We start from the raw sequence: 24,393 nt of genomic DNA, 5'->3' as shown, positions 1-24,393 counted from the left end.
CCACACTGGACTTGCGGTGAAAACAAAAGGTGTGGCCGCACTCCGTCAACTGTGGGAGCGAGCCTGCTCGCGAAGAGGCCAGCCCGCCAAAAAAATCTCAGCTCAGAGTTCAGGGGTCCAGGTCACCCCGAACATCCACGCCCGACCTTCTTCGCGATAGCCATACTGCGCGCCGTCATAGCTGTAGTTCGCCCGGCTGTAACCCTTGTCCAGCAGGTTATCCACCTTCAGATCCAGCTTGATCTCACGAGTAAGCGCCCAACTGCTGCGCAGCCCGAGCGTGCCGTAGCCGCCCAGCGACTGGGTGTTGTTCAAGTCGTCGTAACTGCCACTGACCAATTGCCAACTGGCGCCGAGACCCAAGCGATCGAACTGCCGATCCAGATCCCAACTGGCCGTGCGCCGCGCCCGTCGCGCCAGCGTATGCCCGGTATCGCGATCTCGCGGATCAATGATCGCCACGCCGAGATTGCTCTGCCAGCCAAACAGCTCCTGCTTCAGCGCTGCTTCAAAACCGTTGATGCGCGCTGACGCAACGTTCTGCGGGCGTGAGTTGCTACCGAAGATGATCGCGTCTTGCAGATCGGTGCGGTAAATCGAGGCCTCGAGCCGCGCGCTGTCGCTCAATTGGCTGCGCCATTGCAGTTCGTAGCTTTTTGAGGTTTCCGGTTTCAGGTCGGGATTGCTGAAATCCGGGTAGTACAGGTCGTTGAAGGTCGGCGCGCGGAAACCTTCGCTGTAGCTCAGCAGCACGTCGTTATCCGGATTGAGCGGCAGGGTGAAAGTGCCGCTCCAAGTGTTCTGGCGGCCGAACTGTTGGTTGTCGTCGTGGCGCAGGCCGATCTCGGTGGAGAAGCTGTCGGCCTGATAATGATGCTGGATAAAGGCTGCGCGATTCCAGCGGCTGTCCTCGTCGAACGCAGTGCTGCTGTTGATCCGGTCTTCGTACCAGTCACCACCGAGGATCAGGCTGTTGCGCGGGTCGAGCGTCAGGTCGTTCTGCCAGTTCACTGAGTCGCGATAGGTGTTGAACACCGTGCGCTCGTCACTGAGCTTGTCGAAGGTCTTTTCGCGGTTTTCGCTGTGGCCGAATTCGACGCGGGTTTTCCAGGTTTCGTTGACCGGCGCATCGACGTAACTGCTCACGCTACTGATATTGAAGTCGCTGTACGGCTGCTGTTGCACCGACTCAAACGTGTCCATGTCGAAGCGGCCGAACGGATTGTCGAATTCGCTCCTGCCACGGTTATCCAGCAGATTGGCGCCGATTTCGATGTCCTCGTTCAGCGCGTGGCTGAGGCTCAGGCTGAGGGATTTGTTGCGGTAGGCGTCATGGTCGCTGTCGCTTGGATACGAATCGTGAGTACGGTCGATCCCGGCCGTTTCGTCGAGGCTGGCGCCGAGGTTGAAGCGGGTCTTCTCGTCGCCGCCGGACAAGCCGAGGCTGCGCTCCCATGTCTGCTGACTGCCGAAGCCCAGATGCAGGCGTGGCTGCAAGCCTTGCCCAGTGCCGCGTCGGGTGAAGATCTGGATTACCCCGCCAATCGCGTCGCTGCCGTAAATCACCGAGCGTGAACCACGCAGCACTTCGACGCGCTCGATCTGCTCGATGTTCAGATGTTGCAGATTGCTGTCGCCGGAAGTCGAATTGCCGATGCGCTGGCCATCGACCAGCACCAGGCTCTGCGCCGATTGCGTGCCGCGAATGTAGATCCCCGGCAGACTGCCGCGCCCGCCAGTCTGCGCCACTTGCACGCCGGGCACGCGACGCAGCAGATCGGGCACGTCGCTTGGTTGCAGGCGATCAATGTCTTCGCGGGTGAACACGGTGTTGGCGGCGCTGCTGTCGTTGCGCGCCTCGACCTGACGATTGGCGCTGATCAACGTGTCCGGCAGCTTCAGCGCCTGATCGCGCTCGAATGTATCGGCAAGGGCGCTGGCGGTTGGCAGCAGGAGGAGGGGCAGGGCGAGGCGCGAGAGGTTCATGGACAGTCCAACGGGAGTTTCAGGTGTACACAAATCAAATGTGGGAGCGAGCCTGCTCGCGAAGGCGGTGTATCAGTCAGTTCGTCTGTGACTGACAGTCCGCTTTCGCGAGCAGGCTCGCTCCCACAAGGGTATTGCGTTTATTGGGCGAGCAATGCCAGGCGCTGGCGAACCGACGCTTCGATCCCGGCCTCATCCAGCCCGCACTCGGCAAGCATCTGCGCCGGTTTCGCATGCTCGACGTAAATGTCCGGCAAGCCCAGATGCAGCATCGACTTGAGGATGTTCTCGCGGGCGAGGAATTCGCTGACCGCGCCACCGGCGCCGCCCATGATTGCGTTCTCTTCGATGGTCACCAGCAACTCGTGGTTGCCGGCGATCTCGCGCACCAGCGCTTCATCCAGCGGTTTGACGAAACGCATGTCGACCACGGTGGCGTCGAGCTTCTCGGCGACTTTCAAGGCTTCGCTCAGTTGCACGCCGAACACCAGCATGGCGACCTTGCTGCCCTGACGACGGACGATGCCCTTGCCGATTTCGATCGCTTCGAGATCTTTTTCAATGACTGCATTCGGCCCGCTGCCACGCGGGTAACGCACTGCCGCCGGGCCGTTGTAGAGGTGGCCGGTGGTGAGCATTTTGCGCAATTCGTTTTCATCGCTCGGGGTCATGATGAGCATGCCCGGGATGCAGCGCAGGTAGGACAGGTCATAGCTGCCAGCGTGGGTCGGGCCGTCTTCGCCGACCAGGCCAGCGCGGTCAATGGCGAACAGCACGTCGAGGTTCTGCACGGCGACGTCGTGTACCAATTGGTCGTAACCGCGTTGCAGGAATGTCGAGTAGATCGCCACTACCGGTTTCGCGCCTTCGCAGGCCATGCCGGCGGCGAAAGTGACCGCGTGCTGCTCGGCAATCGCCACGTCGAAATAACGCTCGGGGAAGCGCTCGCTGAACGCCACAAGATCCGAGCCTTCCTTCATCGCCGGGGTGATCCCGACCAGGCGAGCGTCAGCCGCCGCCATGTCGCACAGCCACTCGCCGAACACCGCCGAATACTTCGGCCCGCTGGCGGCTTTCGGCGCGGCGGCCGGGGCGTCCAGTGGTTCGAGTTTGGTGATGGCGTGGTAGCCGATCGGGTCAACTTCCGCCGGGGCGAAGCCTTTGCCTTTTTTGGTGACGATGTGCAGGAACTGCGGGCCTTTGAGATCGCGCATGTTGCGCAGGGTGGCGATCAAGGTTGGCAGATCGTGGCCGTCGATCGGGCCGATGTAATTCCAGCCCAGCTCTTCGAACAGGGTGCCGGGGACCAGCATGCCTTTGGCATATTCTTCGGTACGACGGGCGATTTCCCAGGCGCCGGGCAGGCGCGAAAGGACTTTCTTGCTGCCCTCGCGCATGCTTGCGTAGGTGCGGCTGGAAAGGATCTTCGCCAGATAATTCGACAGCCCGCCGACGTTGCGCGAGATCGACATATCGTTGTCGTTGAGAATCACCAGCATGTTGGCGTTCACTTCCGGCGCATGGTTGAGCGCCTCGAAGGCCATGCCGGCGGTCAGCGCGCCGTCGCCGATCACGGCAATGGCCTTGCGATCGCTGTCCTGCAGGCGGGCAGCAATGGCCATGCCCAGCGCAGCGCTGATCGAGGTGCTGGAGTGGCCGACGCCAAAGGTGTCGTACTCGCTCTCGGAGCGGCGTGGGAACGCGGCAATGCCGTCCTTCTGACGCAGGCTGGCCATGCGCTCGCGGCGACCGGTGAGGATCTTGTGCGGATACGCCTGATGCCCGACGTCCCACAGCAGACGGTCGTCAGGGGTGTCGAAGACGTAATGCAGCGCGATGGTCAGCTCGATCACGCCCAGGCCGGCACCGAAATGCCCACCGGTCTGGCCGACCGTGTAGAGCAATTCCAGGCGCAACTCATCGGCCAGGGTTTCCAGCTCGGCTTCGCCTAACCGGCGCAGGCCGTCCGGCGTGTTCGCGCGGTCGAGCAGGGGCGTGGTCGGGCGCTTGCGGGGAATCTCATGAAACGTCGTGGGCATCAGGCGAATCGTTATAGGTATAAAAGATGCGGCAGTTTACCTGATGCATCGGCCCCTGCCCACGCGTTGGTCTTTTTTGGCCGATACGCCGTCAGTTGCGCCGCTCGACGATATACCGCGCCAGCTCGCGCAGCGGCTCGGCGGCCGCGTCAAACGGTCGCAGCGCCTGCAAGGCCTGATCGCGCAGTTCCAGAGCGTAGGCCTTGGCAGCGTCGAGGCCGAGCAGGGCCGGGTAGGTCGGTTTGTCCCGGGCAATGTCGGCGCCCTGACGTTTGCCGAGGGTAGCGGTATCGCTTTCCACGTCGAGGATGTCGTCCTGCACCTGAAAGGCCAGGCCGATGGCCTGTGCATAAGTCTGCAATGCCTGCAGCTGATCAGGCTGGGCGCGGCCGCTGGCCAGGGCACCAAGCTTGACGCTGACCTCAATCAGCGCGCCGGTCTTGTGTCGGTGCATCTGTTCCAGGGCTGTTTGATCGAGCTTGAGACCGACCGAACCGAGATCAATGGCCTGGCCACCGACCATGCCCGCCGGACCGGCTGCGTGGGCCAGCGCTGTGACCATCTGCAGACGGATTTCGCTGCTGCATTCGCTCAGGCGCGGGTCGAGCAGGGCGCTGAAGGCCAGGCTCTGCAAGCCGTCACCGGCGAGAATCGCACAGGCTTCGTCGAATTTCTTGTGGGTCGTCGGCTGGCCGCGACGCAGATCGTCATCGTCCATCGCCGGCAAATCGTCATGCACCAGCGAGTAGGCGTGGATCAACTCGACCGCACAGGCCGCGCCGCTGGCCTGTTCAGCCTTTGCGCCGAGGGCTTCGCACGCCGCGTAAGCCAGCAACGGGCGCACGCGCTTGCCGCCGTTCATCACGCTGTAGCGCATCGCTTCGTAGAGCCGCGCCAGTTCCGGCAGCGGCGCGTTGAACAGCGTTTCCAGCGCCGCGTTGACCCGGGCCTGACTGCTCGCCGAATACGCCGCGATCATTCTGGCTCATCCGCGTCGAAGGGTTCCTCGGCGAGCTCGCCATCGCGCTCCAGCAGCACCTGCACTTTCTGCTCGGCCTGGGCCAGCGCCGCCTGGCAGTCACGGGTCAGCCCGATGCCCTGCTCGAAAGCGGTCAGCGAGTCTTCCAGCGACAATTCACCGTTTTCCAGACGCTCGACCAGTGTTTGCAGGTCGGCGAGGGATTGTTCGAAATCCAGTGCAGCTTTTTTGCGGGCCATGGCGGCAATTTCCGGTAGACGTTAAACCGGCGCGACACTAGCAGATAGGGGGGGTATGGGCAAATGAGACGCCCCACCCAAAGCCGCGCACATGACCCCGTGGCGAGGGGATTTATCCCCGCTGGGTTGCGTAGCAACCCTAAAACCAGACAACCGATACTCTCAGGAAAATCGAAGTCGCCGGTTTTACGACTGCTGCGCAGCCGAGCTGGGATAAATCCCCTCGTCACAAAGTTAATGTGAAGTTTCGGGGCTGAGGCTTATTCGGCTCATTTTATGAGCCGAATAACTTCGCTATTCGGCTCACGCCCTCTCGAAAGCGAGATTCCTACAGCAATCACACATGTATCCGATTGTTAAAAAACTGCCAAATCGCTAATCTTCGCGGCTTCTACGGCCCCGACAGTTGCGGGGCGTTCAGACGAAACGCAGTTCACCGCTGTGAAGTACCGAGGATCGGGTGCAAGGTTTCGTTCAAGGCATGGCAGGAGGCGTCACATGCGTTCATTTCTTTTGCTGCTGATCGGCTTCGCCTGCGCGCCTGTGCTGTGGGCCGCGCCGGCTGCGCAATTGTCCGAGCCGGTCGGCGGCTGGCGTTATCACGGCCTGCTCGATCGTTCGGAAAATTCGCAGGTCGCCTACCCGACGCCGCCGATCGATCGCGGCATTCAGCGCAATCGCACGATGATCCAGGGCCAGCTCAAAGCCCTCGGGCACATGCGTCCGCCGCACAGCCTCGCCGTCAACGGCAATCCATTGAATCTGTACACCGACGATCAGGGGCGTTTTGCCCGGCCCTACGCCTTCGGCGCCGGCTCCAACAGCGTCGAAGTGATCAGCGCCGAGGGCCAGTCGCTCAAGCGCGTGCAATTTTATGAAGCAAATAATCTGCGCACGCCGGCGCAGATTCGTCTTGTCTTGGGATGGGACGACCCGAAAGCCGAGCTGGATCTGCATATTGTCACCCCCGACGGTCAGCATGCCTTTTGGGCACGGCCGGCGCTGAGCAATGGCGGCGGCCTCGACCCGGATGGTGTCGACGGCCCCGGCCCGGAAATGTTCACCATGACCGCGCCGCTGCACGGCACGTATCTGGTCTACGTCAACTATTGGGGCAACTACGGCGATGGTGGCTATAACTTCGAGGAAACCAGTAATCAGAACGAGGTGATCACCTCGCAGATCACCCTGGTGCTCAACGAAAACACCGTCGACGAAAAACGCGAAACCTTCATCGTGCCCCTGCGGGCGATCGGTGATCTGCTGCTGGTCAAGACTTTCAACTATTAAGCATCCCGCCACGGATGAACTCGGATGTTGTGAACATGAGCGATAACACTGTGACTCCAGCTGCCGCGACACCGGCGGCCAAACCTTCGCGGCGCTGGCCGCTGGTCGTGCTCGGCCTGTGCCTGGTGGCCGGTGTGGCGGGCGGTTTCGGCTGGCTGCTGCTCAAGCCCAAAGCGCCGCCGGCGGCACTTGCCAGTGACAAGCTCGGCCTCGGCCGTCCGGATGCCTTGCTCGAAACCCGTTCACTGAGCCAGTTGCCCAAGGACCTGCTGACGGTGCCGTTCCTCAAGGCCACGCTTACCGAGGATTTCGTCTTCTATTACGAAACCCACGCCGATCGCCTCGGCCTGATCGGCAGCCTGCGGCGGATCATCTACGAGCATGACCTGAAGTTGCAGGACAGCCTGATCGAGCAGCTTTTCGATCAACCGGCCGATGTTGCGCTGTGGCGTGGCGCCGATGGTCGTTTGAAGGATTTCCTGCTGGTGATGGATCGCGGCGGGTTGGCCAAGCTGCTCGAGCCATTGGCGAAAGTGGCGCTGGATGACACTCAGCTCAGCATCTTCGGCACTCTCAAAGTCGGCAGCGACGAAGTGCCGCTGTATCAACTCAGCTACAACGCCAGCAAATCGCTGCTGTTTGCGTCGCGCGGCGACAAACTGGTGGTGCTGTCCAATCCAGCCAAGTACTACGACCCCGAGAGCGGCGTCTCGGAAGAGTCGGGCCGCGTTTCCGCGCAAGCGCTGGCGGCGTTGCTCAACGGCGAAAAACTCTTCCCCGAAGCGTTCGGCTTGCCAGCGAAAAACCCGGAAATCAAGCAGCGTCTGTTGGTCAATTCCAGCGTGCTCGCGATGGGCTATCAGCGCTTCATCCCGAATTTCGCCGGGCTGCGTTTCGACATGGACGACAAGGGCTGGCACAGCTATCTGGCCATGGATGAGCTGGAAAACCAGCCTGACTTCGACTTCAAACCGGTCTGGCAAGCGATGCCGCTGGGGGCGAGCGCTTGCGTGACCCTGCCGGTGGCGGCCGAGCCGCAGAAACCGATCCTGATCAAACTCGGCGCTGAAGAAGCGGTGGCGCAGACCCTCACCGAACACGTCGCTGGCGCGGCTGGCCTGTGCTGGTACGCCGATTCGCGGCTGTATACACCATTGCTGGTCGCCAGCCTCAAAGACGAGGACAGCAGCAAGCTTGATGGTGATCTGGGCAAATTGTTCGGCTCGATGGTCGGCGCGTTCGAAGCCAATGTCGCCGAAAGCGTATTCCCGGTGATCGACAAGCAGGAAGGCCAGAGCCACGTCTGGCAGCGTCAGGTCAGTTCCAGTTTCGGGCCTTACGCGGCGAAGACCGCTGAAAACCCAGAGGCGATTTCCGGCAAGGCGTTCATGAAAGTCAGCCTTGCCCGTCATGGCTCGACGCTGCTGTTTTCCCTCGACGACAAACTCGTCGACAAAGCCCTCGGCACCCTCGACAAGCGCTTCCCGCCGATGGCCGACGTTTTGCCAAAAGACGTACTGATGCCGATCTACCTCGGCCCGGACGCGATGGCGCAACTGATGCAGCGCGAAACCCTCGACAGCCTGCCGCAGGATATGGAGCCGGTGTTCTACAACTCCGCGCAAACCTACCTGATGCCGAAACTGCGCACCCTTGGCGGCTACGGCAAATATGCCCTGACTCTGCCCGAAGGCAGTGAGCCTGACGGCCACTGGCAATGGCTGCCGCTGGAATGGAAAGCGCTGTGAGCGCACTGATCCGCAGCCTTGGCCTGCTCGCGCTGTTGCTGAGCGCAGGTGCCCGCGCAGTTGAGGCGCCGGCACTCGATCCGGCGCAATCCCAGGTGTTTCGCGCCTGGTTTGTGCGTATTGCTCAAGAGCAACTGAGCCAAGGCCCAAGCCCGCGCTGGTATCAGCAGGACTGCGCCGGCCTGGTGCGCTTTGCCGCCAACGAAGCGCTGAAAGTCCACGACGACAAATGGCTGCGCAGCAATGGTCTGTCCAATCGCTACCTGCCGCCGGAACTGACGCTGAGCAACGAGCAACGCAAGCTCGCGCAACAGTGGCAGCAGGGCGGCGGCAAGGTCGGGCCGTACGTCAACGCGATCAAACTGATTCAGTTCAACAGCCATCTGGTCGGCCGCGATGTGGCGCAGGCGCGGCCCGGTGACCTGATGTTTTTCGATCAGGGCGACGACCAGCACCTGATGATCTGGATGGGCCGCTACATCGCCTATCACACCGGCACCACCACCCCCACTGACAACGGCATGCGTTCGGCAAGCCTGCAGCAACTCATGACATGGAAGGACACCCGATGGATACCCGACGCAGCCAACCCCAACTTCATCGGCGTCTATCGACTGAACTTTCTTTCCCAATGACCGGTGCCCGCATGTTGCGTATCTGTTCGCGAATTTCCTTGCTGTTGGCGTTGTTGCTGCCGTTTACCTGGGTCAACGCCGAAGACTCGGTGGAGCCGAGCAATTACACGCCGGTGGCCGGTGAGAGTTTTTTCTTGCTCGCCGATAGCAGTTTTGCCAGCGACGAGCCGGCGATGGTCCGCCTCGAAGCCCCGGGTCGTGACTACCGGCGCTTTCGCATGGAACCGTACGGCGGCGCCGACATTCGCGTGTATCGCATCGACGAGCCGCTGGATTTCCTCAAGCGCCAGAAGAACCTGCATCGCGTCGTCAGCGACGGCCAGTTCAAGGGCGAAGGTCTGTCCAACACTCTCGCCTATCTGTGGGACAACTGGTATCGCAAATCCCGGCGGGTGATGCAGCGTGCGTTCTCCTACGAGTCGCGCAAGCAGGTCACCGAAGAAGTGCCGGAGCTGAAAATGGGCGAGGCCATGGTCGCGCCGACGCCGTACGACGCGCAGCCGCAATTCGCGCTGATCCCGGGTTTGCCGGTGGTCAGCCAGTTCCGTTATCCGCTGTGGCAGGCCAAGCCTATCCAGCCGCCGGCCGGGGTCAATCTGGCCGGCTCGTCCAGCGACTTCGTCAGCGTCGCGCCGGGCAACGTCTACATCCCGCTGGGTAACCTGAAGCCGGGGCTGTATCTGGTTGAAGCGCTGATCGGCAAGTACCGCGCGACCACCATGGTTTTCGTCTCCAACACCGTCGCGGTGAGCAAGATTGCCGGTGATGAACTGCTGGTCTGGGCCGCGCGCAAGCACGAAGGCAGCTCGGTGCCGAAGGTCAATGTGCTGTGGACCGATGGCCTCGGCGTGATGAGCAGCGGTGCTACCGATGCCGACGGTTTGCTGCGCCTGAAACACGTCAGCCCGGAGCGCTCGTTCGTCATTGGCGAGGACGAAGAGGGCGGCGTGTTCGTCTCGGAAAACTTCTACTACGACAGCGAAATCTACGACACCAAACTGTATGCCTTCACCGATCGGCCGCTGTATCGCCCGGGCGATTGGGTGTCGCTGAAAATCGTCGGTCGCGAGTTCAAGAATGCCCGGGATTCGGTGCTGCCGGGTGCGGCGGATGTCAGTGTCAGCGTGCTCGATGCCACGGGGACCGAACTGCAAACCCTCAATCTGAAGCTTGATTCGAAAGCAGGTACCCAGGGTCGCTTCCAGTTGCCGGATAACGCCGTGGCCGGTGGTTACGAGATCCGTTTCAACTACAAGGATCAGGCCTACAGCAGTGCTTTCCGCGTCGCCGAATACATCAAGCCGCACTTCGAAATCTCGCTGAATCTGGCCAAGCAGGATTACCGCACCGGTGAGCCGGTGAAAGGCAATCTGGTGCTGCTCTATCCGGACGGCAAACCGGTGGCCAACGCCAAATTGAGCCTGAGCCTGCGCGCCCAGCAACTGTCGATGGTCGACAACGAGCTGCAATACCTCGGGCAATTCCCGGTGGAATTGACCAGCACCGAACTGACTACCGACAGCAAAGGCAACGCGACACTGGATCTGCCAGCGGCGGAAAAACCGAGCCGCTACATGCTCACCGTGTTCGCCAGCGATGGCGCGGCGTATCGGGTCAAGACCACCAAGGAAATCCTCATCGACCGTGGCGCGGCGAGTTTTCGCTTGAGTGCGCCGCAGCGTTTCAGTGCAGTCGGTGACAAGGTTGCCTTCAGCTACGCCAACGAGGGCGGCACCGAACAAAGCAAAGCCGTAACGCCGAGCAGCTACGCCTGGGTGCGCCTGGAAGATCAGAGCACCGGCGAAGGCAAACTCGCCGCAACGGACAAAGGCTTCAGCCTCGCCTTCGAACGTCCGGGCACCTACAACCTGACGCTGAAGGATCAACACGGTCGCGTCCTCGGCGCCACCGGCCACTCGGTCACCGGCGACGGTGTGAAAGCGGTGCCGGGCACAGTGGAAATCGTCCTCGACAAGCCCGAGTACAAGGCGGGCGAAGAAGCGCTGGCGCTGATCACCTTCCCTGAGCCGGTCAGCGACGCACTGCTGTCGCTGGAGCGCGACAAGGTCGAGGCCACTGCGCTGCTAGCCAAGGGCGCCGACTGGCTGAAACTGGAAAAACTCAGCGACACCCAATACCGCGCGCGCATTGCGGTGAAAGACAGCTTCGCGCCGAACCTGACCTTCTCCGTGCTCTACACCAAGGGCGGTCAGTACAGCTTTCAGAACGCCGGGATCAAAGTGGTCGCGCCGCAAATCGACGTGGCGATCAGCACCGACAAAGCGGTGTACCTGCCGGGCGATACGGTCACGGTCGACCTGACCACGCAGTTCGCCGGCAAAGCGGTTCCGGCACACTTGACGGTCAGCGTGGTCGACGAAATGGTCTACGCGCTGCAACCGGAAGTCGCGCCGAGCATCGACCAGTTCTTCTATCACCCTCGGCGCAACAACGTGCGCACCAGTGCCAGCCTGTCATTCATCAGCTACGACGTGGCATTGCCGGGTAGCCCCGGCGCCCCGGGTAAAGCCAATCGCAGCGAACGGGGCGTGAAGGTGCTTGAGCGTCCGCGCCGTGAAGACGTCGACACCGCTGCGTGGCAGCCGGAGCTGTTGACCGGCGCCGACGGCAGAACCCGCTTCACCTTCAAGATGCCGGACTCGCTGACCCGCTGGCGCATCACCGCTCGGGCGATTGCCGATGACGGTCAGGTCGGGCAGAAGAAGCAGTTTGTCCGTTCGGAAAAACCGCTGTACCTGAAGTGGAGCGGGCCGAGCAAATTCCGCAAGGGCGATCAGCCGCAACTGGGCGTGTTCGCTTTCAGTCAGGCGGAGAAACCGGTCAAGGCTGAATTGGTCACGCACTATGCCGGCGCCGAACAGCGCTCGCCGGTGACCCTGAACAGCGGCATCAATTACCTGCCACTGCCGGCGTTCGCTTTGGCCTCTGGCGAGTGGACGGCGGAGTTGGTGCAGGACGGCAAAGTCGCCGATGCCCTGGCTGTGCGCTTGAGTGCCACCGGTGATGGCTGGCAAGTCACGCAAACGCAAAGTCTCGATGTGGTCAGCGGCGATACACCCTTGAGTTTGCCGGCGGATGCCACGGATATTCGCCTGCGTCTGGATGACAGTCCGCAAGCGCTGTTCCGTTCCGCCCTCGATGATCTGCTCGGCTACCCGTACGGCGGCGTCGAGCAGACCGCCAGTCGCTTGCTGCCGCTGAGCATCGCTTATCCATCGCTGGCGTCGAACCCGCAGATTCGCGATCGCTTGCGCCTGATCATGCAGAACAGCCGCCTGCGTCTGGTGCAAATGGCCGGGCCGTCGGCGAGCTTCACCTGGTGGGGCTACGACGGCGAGCCGGATGCATTTCTCACCGCCTATGCCTATTACGCTGACTGGAATGCCAGCCGCGTACTCGACCTGACCCTGCCGCCGGAGCACTGGCAGCGCGTACTCGAGGTGTACGCCAAGCAAGCGCCGAATACGCCATTGCTGCAGCGGGCGCTGATTCTGTCGTTCGCCAAACAGATGCAGCTGCCAGTGAACACGCTGCTCAGCGGTTTGATCGACGATCTGGCCAAGGCCGGTGAAGGCGCTGCCGAAACCTTGCTCGACGACGGTCAGGACAGTCTGGTGATGAACGACCCGGATTCGGCGCTCGGTCTGGCGGCGGCGCGGGTACTCACTGCATCGTTGGCGACGCAGGCGAAAGTTGCTTTGCCGGAGGCGTTCAATCGGCAACTGGGCGCAGCGCAACAACGTCTGGCGGTCAGCTCGCAGCCCTTCGTTGAAGCACTGAACCTGTCGCTGCAACCGTTTGATCAGGCCCGTGCGACGGCGTTGTTGCAACGTCTGTTGCCGCAGCAATCGACACTGGAACGTGCACTGGCGCTGACCTGGCTGCAACGCAGCATCGCTCAGGCCTCGCCGACCATCGCGCTGATGCCGGGTGAGGGCTGGAAGAAAAACTACGGCGCCAGCGGCGAGATGTACTGGACATGGCAAGGCGCGACGCCTTTGCCGAACATACTGAGCGTGTCCGGCACGCAAGAGCGGCCGTTGCGTGCAGCGCTGAGCTTCCAGACTCAACAGCCGCAGGTCGATCCGATGGCCGTGAGCGTCACTCGGCGTCTGTCGCGGCTGGTGCCGGGCGACGAAGCGTTCACCTTCAAACTCGAGCCGGTCGGCACCAAGCCGCTGTCCAGCGACAGCCTGTACCTGGACGAGGTGATCCTTACCAGCAAAGCGCCGAAACCGCTGCGCTACGGCATGCTTGAAGTGCCGCTGCCACCGGGCGCGGATGTCGAGCGCACGACATGGGGCATCAAATTGCAGGGCAAGGACGGCACCGAACCGACCGCGCTCGAGAAAGCGCGTTTCGAACCGGGTCAGTTGGCTTACGCGGTGCCGGTCGATGCATTGAGCGGTGAGTTGCGCCTGCGCCATCTGGTGCGCTTCTCGCAGAAGGGCCAGTTCAACCTGCCGCCGGTACGCTTCAAGCAAGTGTATGCACCGCAGCATCAGGCCCAGGAGGCTAAAGCTGCCCTCGGTCAGGTCACGGTCAACTGACATGCGCCGGCCGCTGTTGTGGCTGCTGATGGGTGTGATGCCTGCGCTGGCGACAGCGCAGGATGAGCCGTTGCGCGTGGCCTATCAGGGCGAGTTGTTGTCGTTGAGTCAGACGCAACTGATCAAGCGCGAACCGTTGCCAGCGTCGCTGGATGCGCCGCTGGGCAGTCTGTGGAAGTTGTTCGTCTACGCCTGGCTGGTGGATACCGGTGCGCGGGAGCCGGCTTATGAATGTCGCGGGCAGTCCAAAGAAGAAGTTTATTGCTGCTCGGCGGGCGGCAAGATCGAGCGGGATCAGGCACTGGTGAAATCCTGCGGTCTGTATTTCGACCCCGCGCGGTTGGGCATTGCAGCGAAGGATTGGCGAGCGTATTGGCAGTCGCGGCAGGCACCGTCGTGGTTGCTGGATTTGCCAGCCGTGCAACCGGCAACAAGGGTTTCGGTTGCCGAGTTATTGAGCGTTCTGGCATTGCTGCCAGCGCAGGATCAGACGCGCCGCGTGCTGCTCGATGTCGTGCTGAACGCGGCGGACGGCAATGTCGTCGGCGAGTTGGGCGGGCGCCTGCGGGTGAAAACCTGGAGCTGGCTCGGCGACCAGGATGCACTATCGCGGCAAGGTGGATTCGCCGGTTGGACCGCCGACGGCGCACCGATCTGGGCGGGTGGACCCGGTACCAGTCAAATGGTTCTGCGGCATTACGGTCAGGCGCTGGCCAGCGTATTACCGACGGCTTGGCTAGCGGACGCGGGGCGTTGTGTGGAAGTCGGGCTGTTCTCGAAATACCCGGTGTCGAAAGTTCTGGCCGGAGATCGTGTTGCCACGTCCGGGCCATTGCGCGGCGACTACCGCGTCGAATTCGCCAACGGCAACACGCTGGACATCCACAGCGATGGCGAATTGTTTCTGCTCAACGACAAACTCGTTGCAAGGCTTGATCGCGAAGAATATGTCGCCCGTGTCCTTGAGCGCGAAGCCAAACCTGAACCTGCCGAAGCCGCCAAGGCGCTGGCCGTAGCGATCCGCACTTATCTGCTGCAAAACGCCACGCGCAACGGCGACTGCCTGAGCATCGACGACAGCAGCAATCGCCAGCGCGTCGCCCCGCGTCCAGCCTCTGCCGAGTCACGCAACATCGCGGCGTGGACGGCGGATCTGGTACTGGCCGGCAGCACCGTCACCTATCACTCCGACCAGCCCGGCCCGGACAAACTCGCTTGGCAGCAAGCCGTCGAGCAAGCGAACGCCCGCCAGCGCTACGACGCGATTCTGCTGCACGCCTATCCACGCGCCAGCCTCAGCCGCTGGGACAACCCGGTCGCCTCCTGCGAAGCATTACCCGCCGCGCAAGACTGGCTGCAAAAGCAGCGACGCGGCTGGCGTCCGAGGCTCGAAAGCGAAACCGGCTACAACGAAGTCAGTACTTTCGCCGTATGCAAACTTGCCTTCGGCCGGCCCTTCGTCGACCGCGAACGCCAGCGCATATACGTGCGCGGCGTGCTGAGCCTGCAGGATCGCCTCGATCTGACCCACGAATATCTGCACCTGGCCTTCGAAGCACACCCCAACGGCCAGGATGAAACCTACATCGAAGGGCTCGCCCGTCACCTTTTGCTGGAATAGACCATGACACTCCGTTATCCACAGGTCTTGCTGCTGCTCTGTGCCCTCAACGTGCTGCCGCAAGCGTTCGCCGCCGATGGCGTCAAACTCGACACCCCGGTGGGCGGCTGGCGCAGCGGCGCACCGCAAGGCGAGGGCGAGAGCTTTCGCCAGACTGTCAACTACCCGGCCTCGTCGGTCAACACACCGCTTGGCCAGGCCAATACCGCCAGAATCAGCGGCCAGATCAAAGCCGTGCCGAAGAACAACGAACCCGGGCGCCTGATCGTCAACGGCGTCAGCATGCCACTGAAAATCGACCCCGCCGGCGGCTTCGATCGCCCGTTCTCCTTCCCCAACGGCAGCAACAGCGTCGAAGTGCGCAGCGCCGACGGCCAGCAACGCCACCGCACGCAATTCCTCAACGCCCGCGGCGGCTCCACCCCGGCCAAACTGCGCGTCCTGCTGGCCTGGGACAGCGACGGCACCGACCTCGACCTGCACCTGATCACCCCCGACGGCGCCCACATCTGGTACGGCAACCGCAGCGCCGCCAACGGCGCCGCCCTCGACGTCGACGTCACCACCGGCTACGGCCCGGAAATCGCCGCCATGGCCGCGCCGATCAAGGGGCAGTATCTGGTGTATGTGAATTATTACGGCGGTGGATATCGCGGAGATGACGAAGGTGGGGATGAAGCGGTTCAGGCGCTGACCACGGCGCAGGTGACGGTGATTACTGAAGAAGGCACGCCGAGCGAGAAGATGGAGACGTTTGTAGTGCCGATGCGGACGGCGGGGGAATTGACGCTGGTGAAGTCGTTCAGTTATCCGTGAGGGGAATTTGTCCAACGGGTTGTTGGACAAATTCAGCAACTGTAGCTGGGCGCTCGAACAGCTTACAGATCAGCCAGACTGACCTGCATTCGCTGAGGAGCGGCGAGGCGCTCGTGAACGATGGCGGCAAGTTCGTCATCTTCTTCACTGGCCAACTTATCTTCGGCAGGCGGCTCGCCTCGTTCGGCGGCGCGCTTCAGCGCGTCCTCAATGGGGAATGAGGTTTTGGGCATTTGGTGTTTCCTGCGATATTTGGCGGGACGGTAACCAGTGCATTGGGCGCTATACAAGCTGGAATGCAATTTCAGCAATGGATATGGTTTGTTGCAGGCATTAAAAAGCCGGCTTGTGGCCGGCTTCTCGGGGACTGGCTTGGTTTATTTTTGGTAAACCGCGCCAGCCTTCAAAACGTACATCCGGATCTGCGTCCGGCTGTGGGACTTGGTCAGACGTTGGTCTGCCGCGTCGGGCGTCATCCGAGCCGCTGGGCGGGTCGATGCGCGAATGTGGGGCGCAGGATACTGAGTTTTGCTTTGGATTCCCAGTCTCAAGTGCGGTTTAGAGCGACTGAAGCGCTACAAACTCCGGATTTGTACCGGTTGTCAGGGCCTTTTCGCGGGCAAGCCCGCTCCCACAGGTTCTGGCAAACAATCACAGAAACGGCACCACCGGCCGGCGCTTGCCCAGTGTCGACCACCAGAACACCCAGCCAAGAATATGAATCCGCTGCTCTTCGATCTGCGCTGGCCGGAAGACCTCGTCGGGGTATTCGGCGCTGTTGTGGCTGCGCATGCGCAGGCCGTTGCCGGGCATGCGGTGCAGGTATTTGATGCGCAGCATGCCGTCGTGCTCTACGGCGTAGATTTCGCCGTCGACGACCTGGGTCAGGCCGCGGTCGATGGCGACGATGGAGCCGTCTTCGATGCGATCGGCCATGCTGTTGCCGATCATGTGCGCGCAGATGGCGTTGGCGTGCTGGATGTCGAGTTGATCGAGGTGGGCGCGGGGCAGGCGCAGGGATTGGTCGGGGTCGAGGATGACGTGGGTTTTACCGTCGCCGTTGGCGATCGGGGTTTCCTTGAAAAATGCCAGGTCGATGTCGCTGGGGTTGATGACGGTGTAGACGCCGCAGATGGCCTGGGCATCGAACGTGTCGCCATTGCTGGCGGGTGGGTGCAGGCGCGCGACCTCCTTGACGCCTTCCCCGGTTTTCAGCCATTCACTATTGACCGACAACAGGCGTGAGACTTCTTCCATGCGATACGCCGGGACGCCCCGGGTGTACCAGTTATGAACGTTTTGGGCTTCCGTGCCCCAGAACCTTGCGAAATCCGTGGTGCTGATGTTCGCTGCTTCCAGGAGTGCCTTGAATCGTGGACCGCTAGTGTTCTTTCTCATAAACACGGAGTCTACGGCCGGACTAGAGCGGTTTGAATAAACCGGGCGTTCAAAAAAAGCCTGTATTTTGCGACGGGATGTAAGACGTACTTGTGGGAAATTAAACAGATTAAAACTGCATGTAGGAATTTAAACGGTTTGTTTAGTCGGGCTTTTTCAAGAGCCCCTCACCCCAACCCTCTCCCGGAGGGAGAGGGGGCCGACCAAGGTGTATTTCGAGTTACATAGACCTGAACAACCGAGTCGATTATGCAGACGCCAATAACAAAAAACCCCGGAAATCCGGGGTTTTTTCAAGCGTCACGCAAGGCGCAATTGCTTAGCCCTTGTAGGCGGCAACCGACTTGGTGATCGCTTCGCGGGCGGCGTCTGCGCCGGCCCAGCCTTCGATCTTGACCCACTTGCCCTTCTCGAGATCCTTGTAGTTCGCGAAGAAGTGCTCGATCTGCTGGATCAGCAGGGGTGGCAGGTCGGTGTATTCCTTCACGTCGACGTACAGCTGCGACAGCTTGTCATGTGGCACGGCGATGACTTTGGCATCGCCGCCGCCGTCGTCGGTCATGTTCAGGATGCCGACTGGACGCGCGCGGATCACCGAGCCTGGAGCAACCGGGTAAGGGGTTACGACCAGCACGTCGAGGGGATCACCGTCGTCAGCCAGGGTGTTCGGGATGTAACCGTAGTTGGCCGGGTAGAACATTGGGGTGGCCATGAAACGGTCAACGAACAGGCAATCGCTGTCTTTGTCGATTTCGTATTTGATCGGCGCGTGGTTGGCCGGGATCTCGATCGCGACGTAGATGTCGTTCGGCAGGTCTTTGCCAGCCGGAATCTTGCTGTAGCTCATTGGGCGTTGCCCCCGTAGTTGACCAAAAACACTTGGCCGGATTGACCAAAAAGTGGCGGCGATTATAGGCACATTCCTACGCCGACGCCACGTACCAGAAGTCGTGCAGAGCTCAGTCGTGCGCCTGATAGACCGGGTCTGTGGCCTGAAGTTGCCGCAGTCTGCCCAACGGATCCTGCCGGTAGAAAAGCTGCAGTTGCAAGTAGACCTGTGGATAAGCCTCATGCAGCAGATCCGGGGCGCTGAAGAAGTATTCGCTGGTGACGGCGAAGAACTCCGCCGGGTTCTCGGCGGCATAGGGATCGATGGCGGTTTCGGTGTCGGGATCGTGGTCGAGTTGGCGGTTGAGGTCGTCGTAAGCGGCCTGCATCACTTTGGCCCAGTCGCTGACGCGCATGTCGGTGTGCAGTGGCGGCAGGCCGTTGGCGTCGCCGTTGAGCATATCGAGCTTGTGCGCCAGCTCGTGGATCACCAGGTTGTAGCCTTCCCAGCCACCGCTGGCCTGTACGCCGGGCCAGGCGAGAATCACCGGCCCCTGCTGCCAGGCTTCACCGCTGTGTTCACCGTCCCACTCATGCTCGACGCCGCTGGCATCGCGATGGCGTTGCGGGCTGAGGAAGTCGTCCGGGTACAGCACGATCTCGTGGAAACCCTGGTACCAGTTGAGATCACCGAGATGCATCAGCGGCAACTGTGCTTGCGCGGCGAGCAGCAGGCGTTGCTCCTGATGCAGTTCGACACCGGGCAGGGCGGTCAGGTGTTTGTCGTCGAGAAACAGCACGCAGGCTTCGCGCAACCACTGGTCTTCAGCAGCGCTGATGCCATCGAGGAAGGAGAGTTGATGGCGCACCCGTTGCCACAGGTCGTCGGCAATCGGGTGCCTGGCCAGGAGGCGCCGGCGTCGCCAGGCGCTCAGTGACCACATCGGATCAGTGCGATTGCACTTTGGTGCCGCCGAACCGGCTGCGCACCACGCCGATGATCATCGGCACCAGCGACAGCAGGATGATTGCCACCACCAGCAGCGAGAGGTTTTTCTTGATGAACGGCACGTTGCCGAAGAAGTAACCCAGAGTGACCAGACCGCCGACCCAGAGGATGGTGCCGAGCACGCTGAAGCCGAAGAAACGCGGGTACGGCATCCGCGCCACGCCCGCGACGAACGGCGCGAAGGTGCGGATGATCGGCAGGAAACGCGCCATGGTCACGGTCTTGCCGCCGTGCTTGTCGTAGAAATCGTGGGTTTTTTGCAGGTAGTCGCGACGGAAGATTTTCGAGTTCGGGTTGCTGAACAGCTTCTCCCCGGCCGTGCGTCCGATCACGTAGTTGGTACTGTCGCCCATGATCGCCGCCAGCATCAGCAGGCCACCGAGCAGCACCGGATCCATGCCGCCGCCGGCCGCCACTGCGCCAGCGATGAACAGCAGCGAGTCACCCGGCAGGAACGGCATCACCACGAGCCCGGTTTCACAGAAGATCACCATAAACAGGATGGCGTAGATCCATGGCCCATAGTTGTTCACCAGCAAATCGAGATACACATCGAGATGCAGGATAAGGTCGAGCGGGTTGAAATCCATGGGGGCACCTGTATGACGGCCCGACTCGGCAGGCCTGTGCGGATGACTTCGTGTAAGCCTACAGCGGGGTGTAGTTTTTCTTACAAGCCGGAAAGATCGGGATTATACGGTCTGAGCGATGAAAAGCGCGTCGGTTTTGTAGCGGGGAGTGTCGCGAAGTGAGCAATTGTCAGGGAAAAGGTGGCCGTGGCGAGGGAGCGAACTCCCTCATCACCGAAGCCGTTGGAGTCAGAGCTCGTCGCTGATCGGCAGTACGTAGTTCTTGAACTCGGTGTCTTCCTTGAAGCCGATCGATTCGTAGGTTTTCTGCGCCACTTCGTTGTTTGCGCTGGTCGAGACGCGCATGCGCACGGCCTGGGTTTCCTTGGCCATTTTCTTCGCGGTACGGATCAGATTGTCGGCGACCAGTTGCCGGCGAGCATCTTCGGCAACGTAGATATCGTTGAGAATCCACACGCGTTTGAGCGACAACGAAGAGAAGCTCGGATAGAGCTGGCAGAAACCCATGAGTTTCTTGTCGTCATCGTCGGCCAGGGCCAGATAGATCACCGACTCTTTGCGGCGCAGGCGCTTTTCGAGGAACGCGCGGGAGGAATCCGGGTAAGGCAGGGAGCCGTAGAACTCGCGATATTTGACGAACAAAGGAGTCAGCAAATCCAGATGTTCGAGGGTCGCTTGAATAATCCGCATGATAGGTCTCGTCTTCAAGTGGCTGTCTTCAACTGCTCTGACGGCGATGGGAAACCCGGGCGGCCGTGCGTCGATCCTGCCTGAAAGCAGCGCAGAAAGGCAATGCGGAAACGGTTCAGGCTGGCGGTGGATCGAGCAGGAAGTTGCCTTTCATGTCGACAGCGTCGTCCGCCTCCAATGTGTGCAGCTGAGCTTCATCCTTCAGGTTGACCCCCGACAGCTGGCGCCGACAGGCCTCGCGCATCAGATACAGCAAGCGATGCGCCGCCATGCCGTAGCTCAAACCTTCAAGCCGAACATTGGAAATGCAGTTGCGATACGCGTCGGTGAGGCCGACCTTCGGCGCGTAGGTGAAATACAGCCCGAGGCTGTCCGGTGAACTCAAGCCCGGGCGCTCGCCGATCAGCATCACCACCATTTTCGCCCCGAGCAGTTGGCCGATCTCGTCACCGATGGCGACGCGACCCTGTTTCACCAGCACCACCGGCGCCACGGACCAGCCGTCGCCGCTCATCTGTTCTTCCAGGCGTGTCAGGAACGGCAGCGTGTGCCGATGCACCGCCAGCGCCGACAGGCCATCCGCGACGACCATCACCAGATCGACCCCGCCCGGGTGTTGGCTGGCGTAATCGCGCAAGGTCTGCGCCGATTCATCGCTGAGCTTGCGCCCCAGGTCCGGGCGTTGCAGATAGGTGTGTCGGTCCGGCGCGGCGCTTTGCAGCGCCAGGGTTTCCCGCCCGCGCTCGCTCAGTTGTGCGCTGATTTCGCTGTGATCGAAGGCCAGATGCACGGCATCACGGGCCTGGGCGTGGGCAAACTGAAAATCCAGCTGCGCCCGCGTCGGCAGGCTGGTGCCGGTGCGGCCCAGGGCAATCCGCGCCGGGGTCAGACGGCGCAGTTCCAGCCAGGGGTTTTGCGGATCGACCGGTGGTTTTTCCATAAGACTCATCCCAAGTGCGCCAAGGCCTGGCGGAAGGCCGGCGGCAGGTTGTTGCCGAAGCGAACCTTGCCGTCCGCCTGGGTGAAGATGCCCATGTTGGCCAGCCATTGCTCGAACTCCGGCGCCGGTTTCAGGCCCAGGGTCTGGCGGGCGTACAAGGCGTCGTGAAACGAAGTGGTCTGGTAATTGAGCATGATGTCGTCGGAGCCGGGGATGCCCATGATGAAGTTGATCCCGGCGACGCCGAGCAACGTCAGCAGGGTATCCATGTCGTCCTGGTCGGCTTCGGCGTGGTTGGTGTAGCAGATGTCGCAGCCCATCGGAACGCCGAGCAGCTTGCCGCAGAAGTGATCTTCAAGGCCGGCGCGGATGATCTGCTTGCCGTTGTAGAGGTACTCCGGGCCGATAAATCCTACGACGGTGTTCACCAGGAACGGCTTGAAATGTCGCGCCACGGCGTAGGCCCGTGTCTCGCAAGTCTGTTGATCTATGCCGTGGTGGGCGTTGGCCGACAGCGCGCTGCCCTGACCGGTTTCGAAATACATCAGGTTCTGCCCGAGTGTGCCGCGCTTGAGACTCAGGCCGGCGTCGTAGCCTTCCTGCAACACGTTGAGGTTGATGCCGAAACTGGCGTTGGCCGCCTCAGTGCCGGCAATCGACTGGAACACCAGATCCAGCGGCACGCCACGGTTGATCGCCTCGATCGAGGTGGTGACGTGGGTCAGCACGCAGGCTTGAGTCGGGATGTCGTAGCGCTGGATGATTGCGTCGAGCATTTCTAGCATCGCGCAGATCGAAGCGATGCTGTCGGTGGCCGGGTTGACCCCGATCATTGCATCGCCGTTGCCGTAGAGCAGGCCGTCGAGAATGCTCGCGGCGATGCCGGACGGCTCGTCGGTCGGGTGGTTGGGTTGCAGGCGGGTCGACAGGCGCCCGCGCAAACCGAGGGTGCCGCGAAATTGGGTGACCACGCGGATTTTCTGCGCGACCAGCACCAGATCCTGTACACGCATGATTTTCGACACGGCGGCGACCATTTCCGGGGTCAGGCCGGGGGCGAGGGCGCGCAGGCTGGTTTCGTCCGCCGCGTCACTCAGCAGCCAGTCGCGAAAGCCGCCAACGGTGAGGTGACTGACCACGGCGAAGGCTTGTTTGTCGTGGGTGTCGATGATCAGCCGGGTGACTTCGTCGACTTCGTAGGGGATCAGCGCTTCCTGCAGGAAGTGCGTGAGCGGGATGTCCGCCAGGGCCATTTGCGCGGCCACCCGTTCGCCGTCGTTGAGCGCGGCGATCTCGGCGAGAAAATCCCCCGAGCGGGCGGGGCTGGCCTTGGCCATGACGTCTTTGAGGCTGTCGAAGCGGTAAGTCTGCGCGCCGACCGTGTGAGCAAAACTGGCCATTCAGCGTTCTCCGTGACGGCGCAGAACAGCTCTGCGCCGTGGTTTTCGACAATCAGTGCAAGGCTTGTTCAGCTTTTTGAATCGCCGCGAATTCTTCTTCCGGCGTGCCCGCTACCAAGTGATGCCGACTGTAGAAAGCAAAGTAAGCAATTAACACTCCATAGATGATCGCGGCGCCGATCACCACCCGTGGATCGACGAGGAAACCCGCCACCACGGCGATGCACGCCAATACCAGCGCCACACCCGAGGTGAAAATGCCGCCCGGCGTGCGATACGGCCGGTCCATTTTGGGGCGCCGGATACGCAGGGTGATGTGCGCGGCCATCATCAGCACATAGGAAATCGTCGCGCCGAATACCGCGACCAGAATCAGCAAATCGCCCTGGCCGGTCAGCGACAGACCAAAGCCGATGATGCCGGGAATCACCAGAGCCAGCACCGGTGCCTTGCTCTTGTTGGTCTGCGACAGTTTGCGCGGCAGGTAACCGGCCCGCGACAGCGCGAAGATCTGCCGCGAGTAGGCGTAGATGATCGAGAAGAAACTGGCAATCAGCCCAGCCAGACCGACAAGGTTGACGAAGCTGCCCATCCAGGTCGAGCCACCGTAGGCTTTGCTCAGTGCTTCGACCAGTGGATTACCGGAGGTCAGCAGCGAATTCGCACCAGCGCCGCCGGGACCGACGATCAGAATCAGCAGGGCAAACATCAGCAGCACCAGCATTGCCCCGATCAGGCCACGCGGCAGATCGCGCTTGGGGTTTTTGGTTTCTTCTGCGGCCAGCGGCACGCCTTCGACGGCGAGGAAAAACCAGATCGCATAGGGAATTGCCGCCCAGACGCCGACATAGCCGAACGGCAGAAACGGGCTGGCACCGACCGCAGTGGTCACCGGGATGTCGAGCAGGTTGGCAACGTCGAAGTGCGGCACCATCGCCACCAGAAACACCCCCAGCGCCAGCGCGGCGACGGCGGTAATGATGAACATCAGCTTGAGCGCTTCGCCGACCCCGAAAATGTGGATGGCGATGAAGATGATGTAGAACGCCAGATAGATCATCCAGCCGCCAATACCGAACAGCGACTCGCAGTAGGCGCCGATGAACACCGCGATGGCGGCGGGGGCGATGGCGTATTCGATGAGGATCGCGGTGCCGGTGAGAAACCCGCCCCACGGCCCGAACGCACTGCGGGCGAAACCGTAGCCGCCGCCAGCGGTGGGAATCATCGACGACAATTCGGCCAGGGAAAAACACATGCACAGGTACATGGTCGCCATCAGCAGCGTGGCGAGAAACATCCCGCCCCAGCCACCCTGGGCGAGGCCGAAATTCCAGCCGGCGTAGTCGCCGGAAATCACATAAGCGACGCCGAGGCCCACCAGCAGGACCCAGCCGGCGGCGCCTTTTTTCAGTTCGCGTTGTTGGAAATAATCGGTGCCGACTTTTTCGAAGTCGACGGAGGAGCCGGTCGCCGGAGCGCCGGCCGGGGATTCGCTTGGCATAGGGTTCACCATTTTTATTGTTTTATTGGCCCGGCTACAGCCAGGAACCTGATCGTTCCCACGCGCAGCATAGGAATGTATCAACGGACGCTCCGCGTTCGGCTTTGAAG

19 protein-coding genes are annotated in these 24,393 nt (G+C 61.6%); 6 read left to right on the top strand and 13 right to left on the bottom strand.

Annotated elements, in window-relative coordinates; all coding sequences use genetic code 11:
- Window positions 1-102 precede the first annotated feature (102 nt).
- The 4 genes from NF676_RS23920 to NF676_RS23905 form a co-directional block, all read right to left on the bottom strand.
- Window positions 103-1,986 (bottom strand): TonB-dependent receptor domain-containing protein, encoded by a 1,884-nt coding sequence (locus tag NF676_RS23920; RefSeq protein ID WP_252886865.1) that lies wholly within the window; start codon window positions 1,984-1,986, stop codon window positions 103-105.
- 140 nt (window positions 1,987-2,126) lie between these two features.
- Window positions 2,127-4,025: a 1-deoxy-D-xylulose-5-phosphate synthase gene (gene dxs, locus NF676_RS23915; protein WP_252886864.1), complete on the bottom strand. Its 1,899-nt coding sequence runs from the start codon at window positions 4,023-4,025 to the stop codon at window positions 2,127-2,129.
- Between the two features lie 91 nt (window positions 4,026-4,116).
- A complete protein-coding gene (gene ispA, locus NF676_RS23910) occupies window positions 4,117-5,004 on the bottom strand; it encodes a (2E,6E)-farnesyl diphosphate synthase (protein ID WP_252886863.1) in 888 nt (295 codons plus the stop codon).
- Window positions 5,001-5,243, bottom strand: a complete 243-nt coding sequence (locus NF676_RS23905) for an exodeoxyribonuclease VII small subunit (RefSeq protein ID WP_016772991.1) — start codon at window positions 5,241-5,243, stop codon at window positions 5,001-5,003. The genes ispA and NF676_RS23905 overlap by 4 nt, the downstream gene beginning before the upstream one ends.
- Before the next feature lie 498 nt (window positions 5,244-5,741).
- On the opposite strand from NF676_RS23905, the gene NF676_RS23900 reads away from it, so the two are divergent.
- The 6 genes from NF676_RS23900 to NF676_RS23875 are packed head-to-tail and all read left to right on the top strand — an operon-like array spanning window position 5,742 to window position 15,924.
- Window positions 5,742-6,533, top strand: coding sequence for a YfaP family protein (locus tag NF676_RS23900; RefSeq protein ID WP_252878968.1), 792 nt, complete (start codon window positions 5,742-5,744; stop codon window positions 6,531-6,533).
- 35 nt (window positions 6,534-6,568) lie between these two features.
- Window positions 6,569-8,281, top strand: a complete 1,713-nt coding sequence (locus NF676_RS23895; protein ID WP_252886862.1) for a DUF2138 domain-containing protein — start codon at window positions 6,569-6,571, stop codon at window positions 8,279-8,281.
- The gene (locus NF676_RS23890) at window positions 8,266-8,916 is read left to right on the top strand and encodes a DUF1175 domain-containing protein (protein WP_095181920.1); all 651 of its coding nucleotides are present in this window, start codon (window positions 8,266-8,268) and stop codon (window positions 8,914-8,916) included. Before NF676_RS23895 ends, NF676_RS23890 begins: the two co-directional genes overlap by 16 nt.
- A complete protein-coding gene (locus NF676_RS23885) occupies window positions 8,913-13,487 on the top strand; it encodes an alpha-2-macroglobulin family protein (protein ID WP_252886861.1) in 4,575 nt (1,524 codons plus the stop codon). Before NF676_RS23890 ends, NF676_RS23885 begins: the two co-directional genes overlap by 4 nt.
- A gap of 1 nt (window position 13,488) precedes the next feature.
- Window positions 13,489-15,108 (top strand): DUF2300 domain-containing protein, encoded by a 1,620-nt coding sequence (locus NF676_RS23880; RefSeq protein ID WP_252886860.1) that lies wholly within the window; start codon window positions 13,489-13,491, stop codon window positions 15,106-15,108.
- A gap of 3 nt (window positions 15,109-15,111) precedes the next feature.
- Window positions 15,112-15,924, top strand: coding sequence for a YfaP family protein (locus tag NF676_RS23875; protein ID WP_095181917.1), 813 nt, complete (start codon window positions 15,112-15,114; stop codon window positions 15,922-15,924).
- 62 nt (window positions 15,925-15,986) lie between these two features.
- Here NF676_RS23875 and NF676_RS23870 read toward each other — a convergent pair whose 3' ends face one another.
- From NF676_RS23870 to eat, 9 genes are all read right to left on the bottom strand, one after another.
- A complete protein-coding gene (locus NF676_RS23870) occupies window positions 15,987-16,157 on the bottom strand; it encodes a hypothetical protein (protein WP_016772997.1) in 171 nt (56 codons plus the stop codon).
- A gap of 418 nt (window positions 16,158-16,575) precedes the next feature.
- Window positions 16,576-17,322: a S24 family peptidase gene (locus tag NF676_RS23865; RefSeq protein ID WP_041477707.1), complete on the bottom strand. Its 747-nt coding sequence runs from the start codon at window positions 17,320-17,322 to the stop codon at window positions 16,576-16,578.
- Between the two features lie 319 nt (window positions 17,323-17,641).
- Window positions 17,642-18,169, bottom strand: coding sequence for an inorganic diphosphatase (gene ppa / locus NF676_RS23860; RefSeq protein ID WP_003205933.1), 528 nt, complete (start codon window positions 18,167-18,169; stop codon window positions 17,642-17,644).
- 112 nt (window positions 18,170-18,281) lie between these two features.
- Window positions 18,282-19,094, bottom strand: coding sequence for a M90 family metallopeptidase (locus NF676_RS23855; protein WP_252886859.1), 813 nt, complete (start codon window positions 19,092-19,094; stop codon window positions 18,282-18,284).
- Window positions 19,095-19,098: 4 nt separating this feature from the next.
- The gene (locus NF676_RS23850; protein ID WP_095181915.1) at window positions 19,099-19,749 is read right to left on the bottom strand and encodes a DedA family protein; all 651 of its coding nucleotides are present in this window, start codon (window positions 19,747-19,749) and stop codon (window positions 19,099-19,101) included.
- A 228-nt stretch (window positions 19,750-19,977) separates the two neighbouring features.
- Window positions 19,978-20,439 carry a GNAT family N-acetyltransferase gene (locus tag NF676_RS23845; protein ID WP_016773002.1) on the bottom strand — a complete coding sequence of 154 codons (462 nt, stop codon included), beginning with the start codon at window positions 20,437-20,439 and terminating at the stop codon, window positions 19,978-19,980.
- A gap of 115 nt (window positions 20,440-20,554) precedes the next feature.
- Window positions 20,555-21,379, bottom strand: a complete 825-nt coding sequence (eutC, locus tag NF676_RS23840; protein WP_252886858.1) for an ethanolamine ammonia-lyase subunit EutC — start codon at window positions 21,377-21,379, stop codon at window positions 20,555-20,557.
- 5 nt (window positions 21,380-21,384) lie between these two features.
- Window positions 21,385-22,779 (bottom strand): ethanolamine ammonia-lyase subunit EutB, encoded by a 1,395-nt coding sequence (locus NF676_RS23835; protein ID WP_252886857.1) that lies wholly within the window; start codon window positions 22,777-22,779, stop codon window positions 21,385-21,387.
- A gap of 52 nt (window positions 22,780-22,831) precedes the next feature.
- The gene (gene eat / locus NF676_RS23830) at window positions 22,832-24,283 is read right to left on the bottom strand and encodes an ethanolamine permease (protein WP_024014466.1); all 1,452 of its coding nucleotides are present in this window, start codon (window positions 24,281-24,283) and stop codon (window positions 22,832-22,834) included.
- Window positions 24,284-24,393: the final 110 nt, after the last annotated feature.

Origin of the sequence: Pseudomonas siliginis (assembly GCF_024072275.1) — a bacterium.
In the GTDB taxonomy this organism is placed as follows: domain Bacteria; phylum Pseudomonadota; class Gammaproteobacteria; order Pseudomonadales; family Pseudomonadaceae; genus Aquipseudomonas; species Aquipseudomonas siliginis.
This window is presented reverse-complemented; position numbering and strand designations above follow the sequence as displayed.

Bases quoted from the DNA above. Each gene is read 5' to 3' on its own strand.
- NF676_RS23920 (WP_252886865.1), bottom strand. From the start codon at position 1,986: ATGAACCTCTCGCGCCTCGCCCTGCCCCTCCTCCTGCTGCCAACCGCC.
- dxs (WP_252886864.1), bottom strand. From the start codon at position 4,025: ATGCCCACGACGTTTCATGAGATTCCCCGCAAGCGCCCGACCACGCCC.
- ispA (WP_252886863.1), bottom strand. From the start codon at position 5,004: ATGATCGCGGCGTATTCGGCGAGCAGTCAGGCCCGGGTCAACGCGGCG.
- NF676_RS23905 (WP_016772991.1), bottom strand. From the start codon at position 5,243: ATGGCCCGCAAAAAAGCTGCACTGGATTTCGAACAATCCCTCGCCGAC.
- NF676_RS23900 (WP_252878968.1), top strand. From the start codon at position 5,742: ATGCGTTCATTTCTTTTGCTGCTGATCGGCTTCGCCTGCGCGCCTGTG.
- NF676_RS23895 (WP_252886862.1), top strand. From the start codon at position 6,569: ATGAGCGATAACACTGTGACTCCAGCTGCCGCGACACCGGCGGCCAAA.
- NF676_RS23890 (WP_095181920.1), top strand. From the start codon at position 8,266: ATGGAAAGCGCTGTGAGCGCACTGATCCGCAGCCTTGGCCTGCTCGCG.
- NF676_RS23885 (WP_252886861.1), top strand. From the start codon at position 8,913: ATGACCGGTGCCCGCATGTTGCGTATCTGTTCGCGAATTTCCTTGCTG.
- NF676_RS23880 (WP_252886860.1), top strand. From the start codon at position 13,489: ATGCGCCGGCCGCTGTTGTGGCTGCTGATGGGTGTGATGCCTGCGCTG.
- NF676_RS23875 (WP_095181917.1), top strand. From the start codon at position 15,112: ATGACACTCCGTTATCCACAGGTCTTGCTGCTGCTCTGTGCCCTCAAC.
- NF676_RS23870 (WP_016772997.1), bottom strand. From the start codon at position 16,157: ATGCCCAAAACCTCATTCCCCATTGAGGACGCGCTGAAGCGCGCCGCC.
- NF676_RS23865 (WP_041477707.1), bottom strand. From the start codon at position 17,322: ATGAGAAAGAACACTAGCGGTCCACGATTCAAGGCACTCCTGGAAGCA.
- ppa (WP_003205933.1), bottom strand. From the start codon at position 18,169: ATGAGCTACAGCAAGATTCCGGCTGGCAAAGACCTGCCGAACGACATC.
- NF676_RS23855 (WP_252886859.1), bottom strand. From the start codon at position 19,094: ATGTGGTCACTGAGCGCCTGGCGACGCCGGCGCCTCCTGGCCAGGCAC.
- NF676_RS23850 (WP_095181915.1), bottom strand. From the start codon at position 19,749: ATGGATTTCAACCCGCTCGACCTTATCCTGCATCTCGATGTGTATCTC.
- NF676_RS23845 (WP_016773002.1), bottom strand. From the start codon at position 20,439: ATGCGGATTATTCAAGCGACCCTCGAACATCTGGATTTGCTGACTCCT.
- eutC (WP_252886858.1), bottom strand. From the start codon at position 21,379: ATGGAAAAACCACCGGTCGATCCGCAAAACCCCTGGCTGGAACTGCGC.
- NF676_RS23835 (WP_252886857.1), bottom strand. From the start codon at position 22,779: ATGGCCAGTTTTGCTCACACGGTCGGCGCGCAGACTTACCGCTTCGAC.
- eat (WP_024014466.1), bottom strand. From the start codon at position 24,283: ATGCCAAGCGAATCCCCGGCCGGCGCTCCGGCGACCGGCTCCTCCGTC.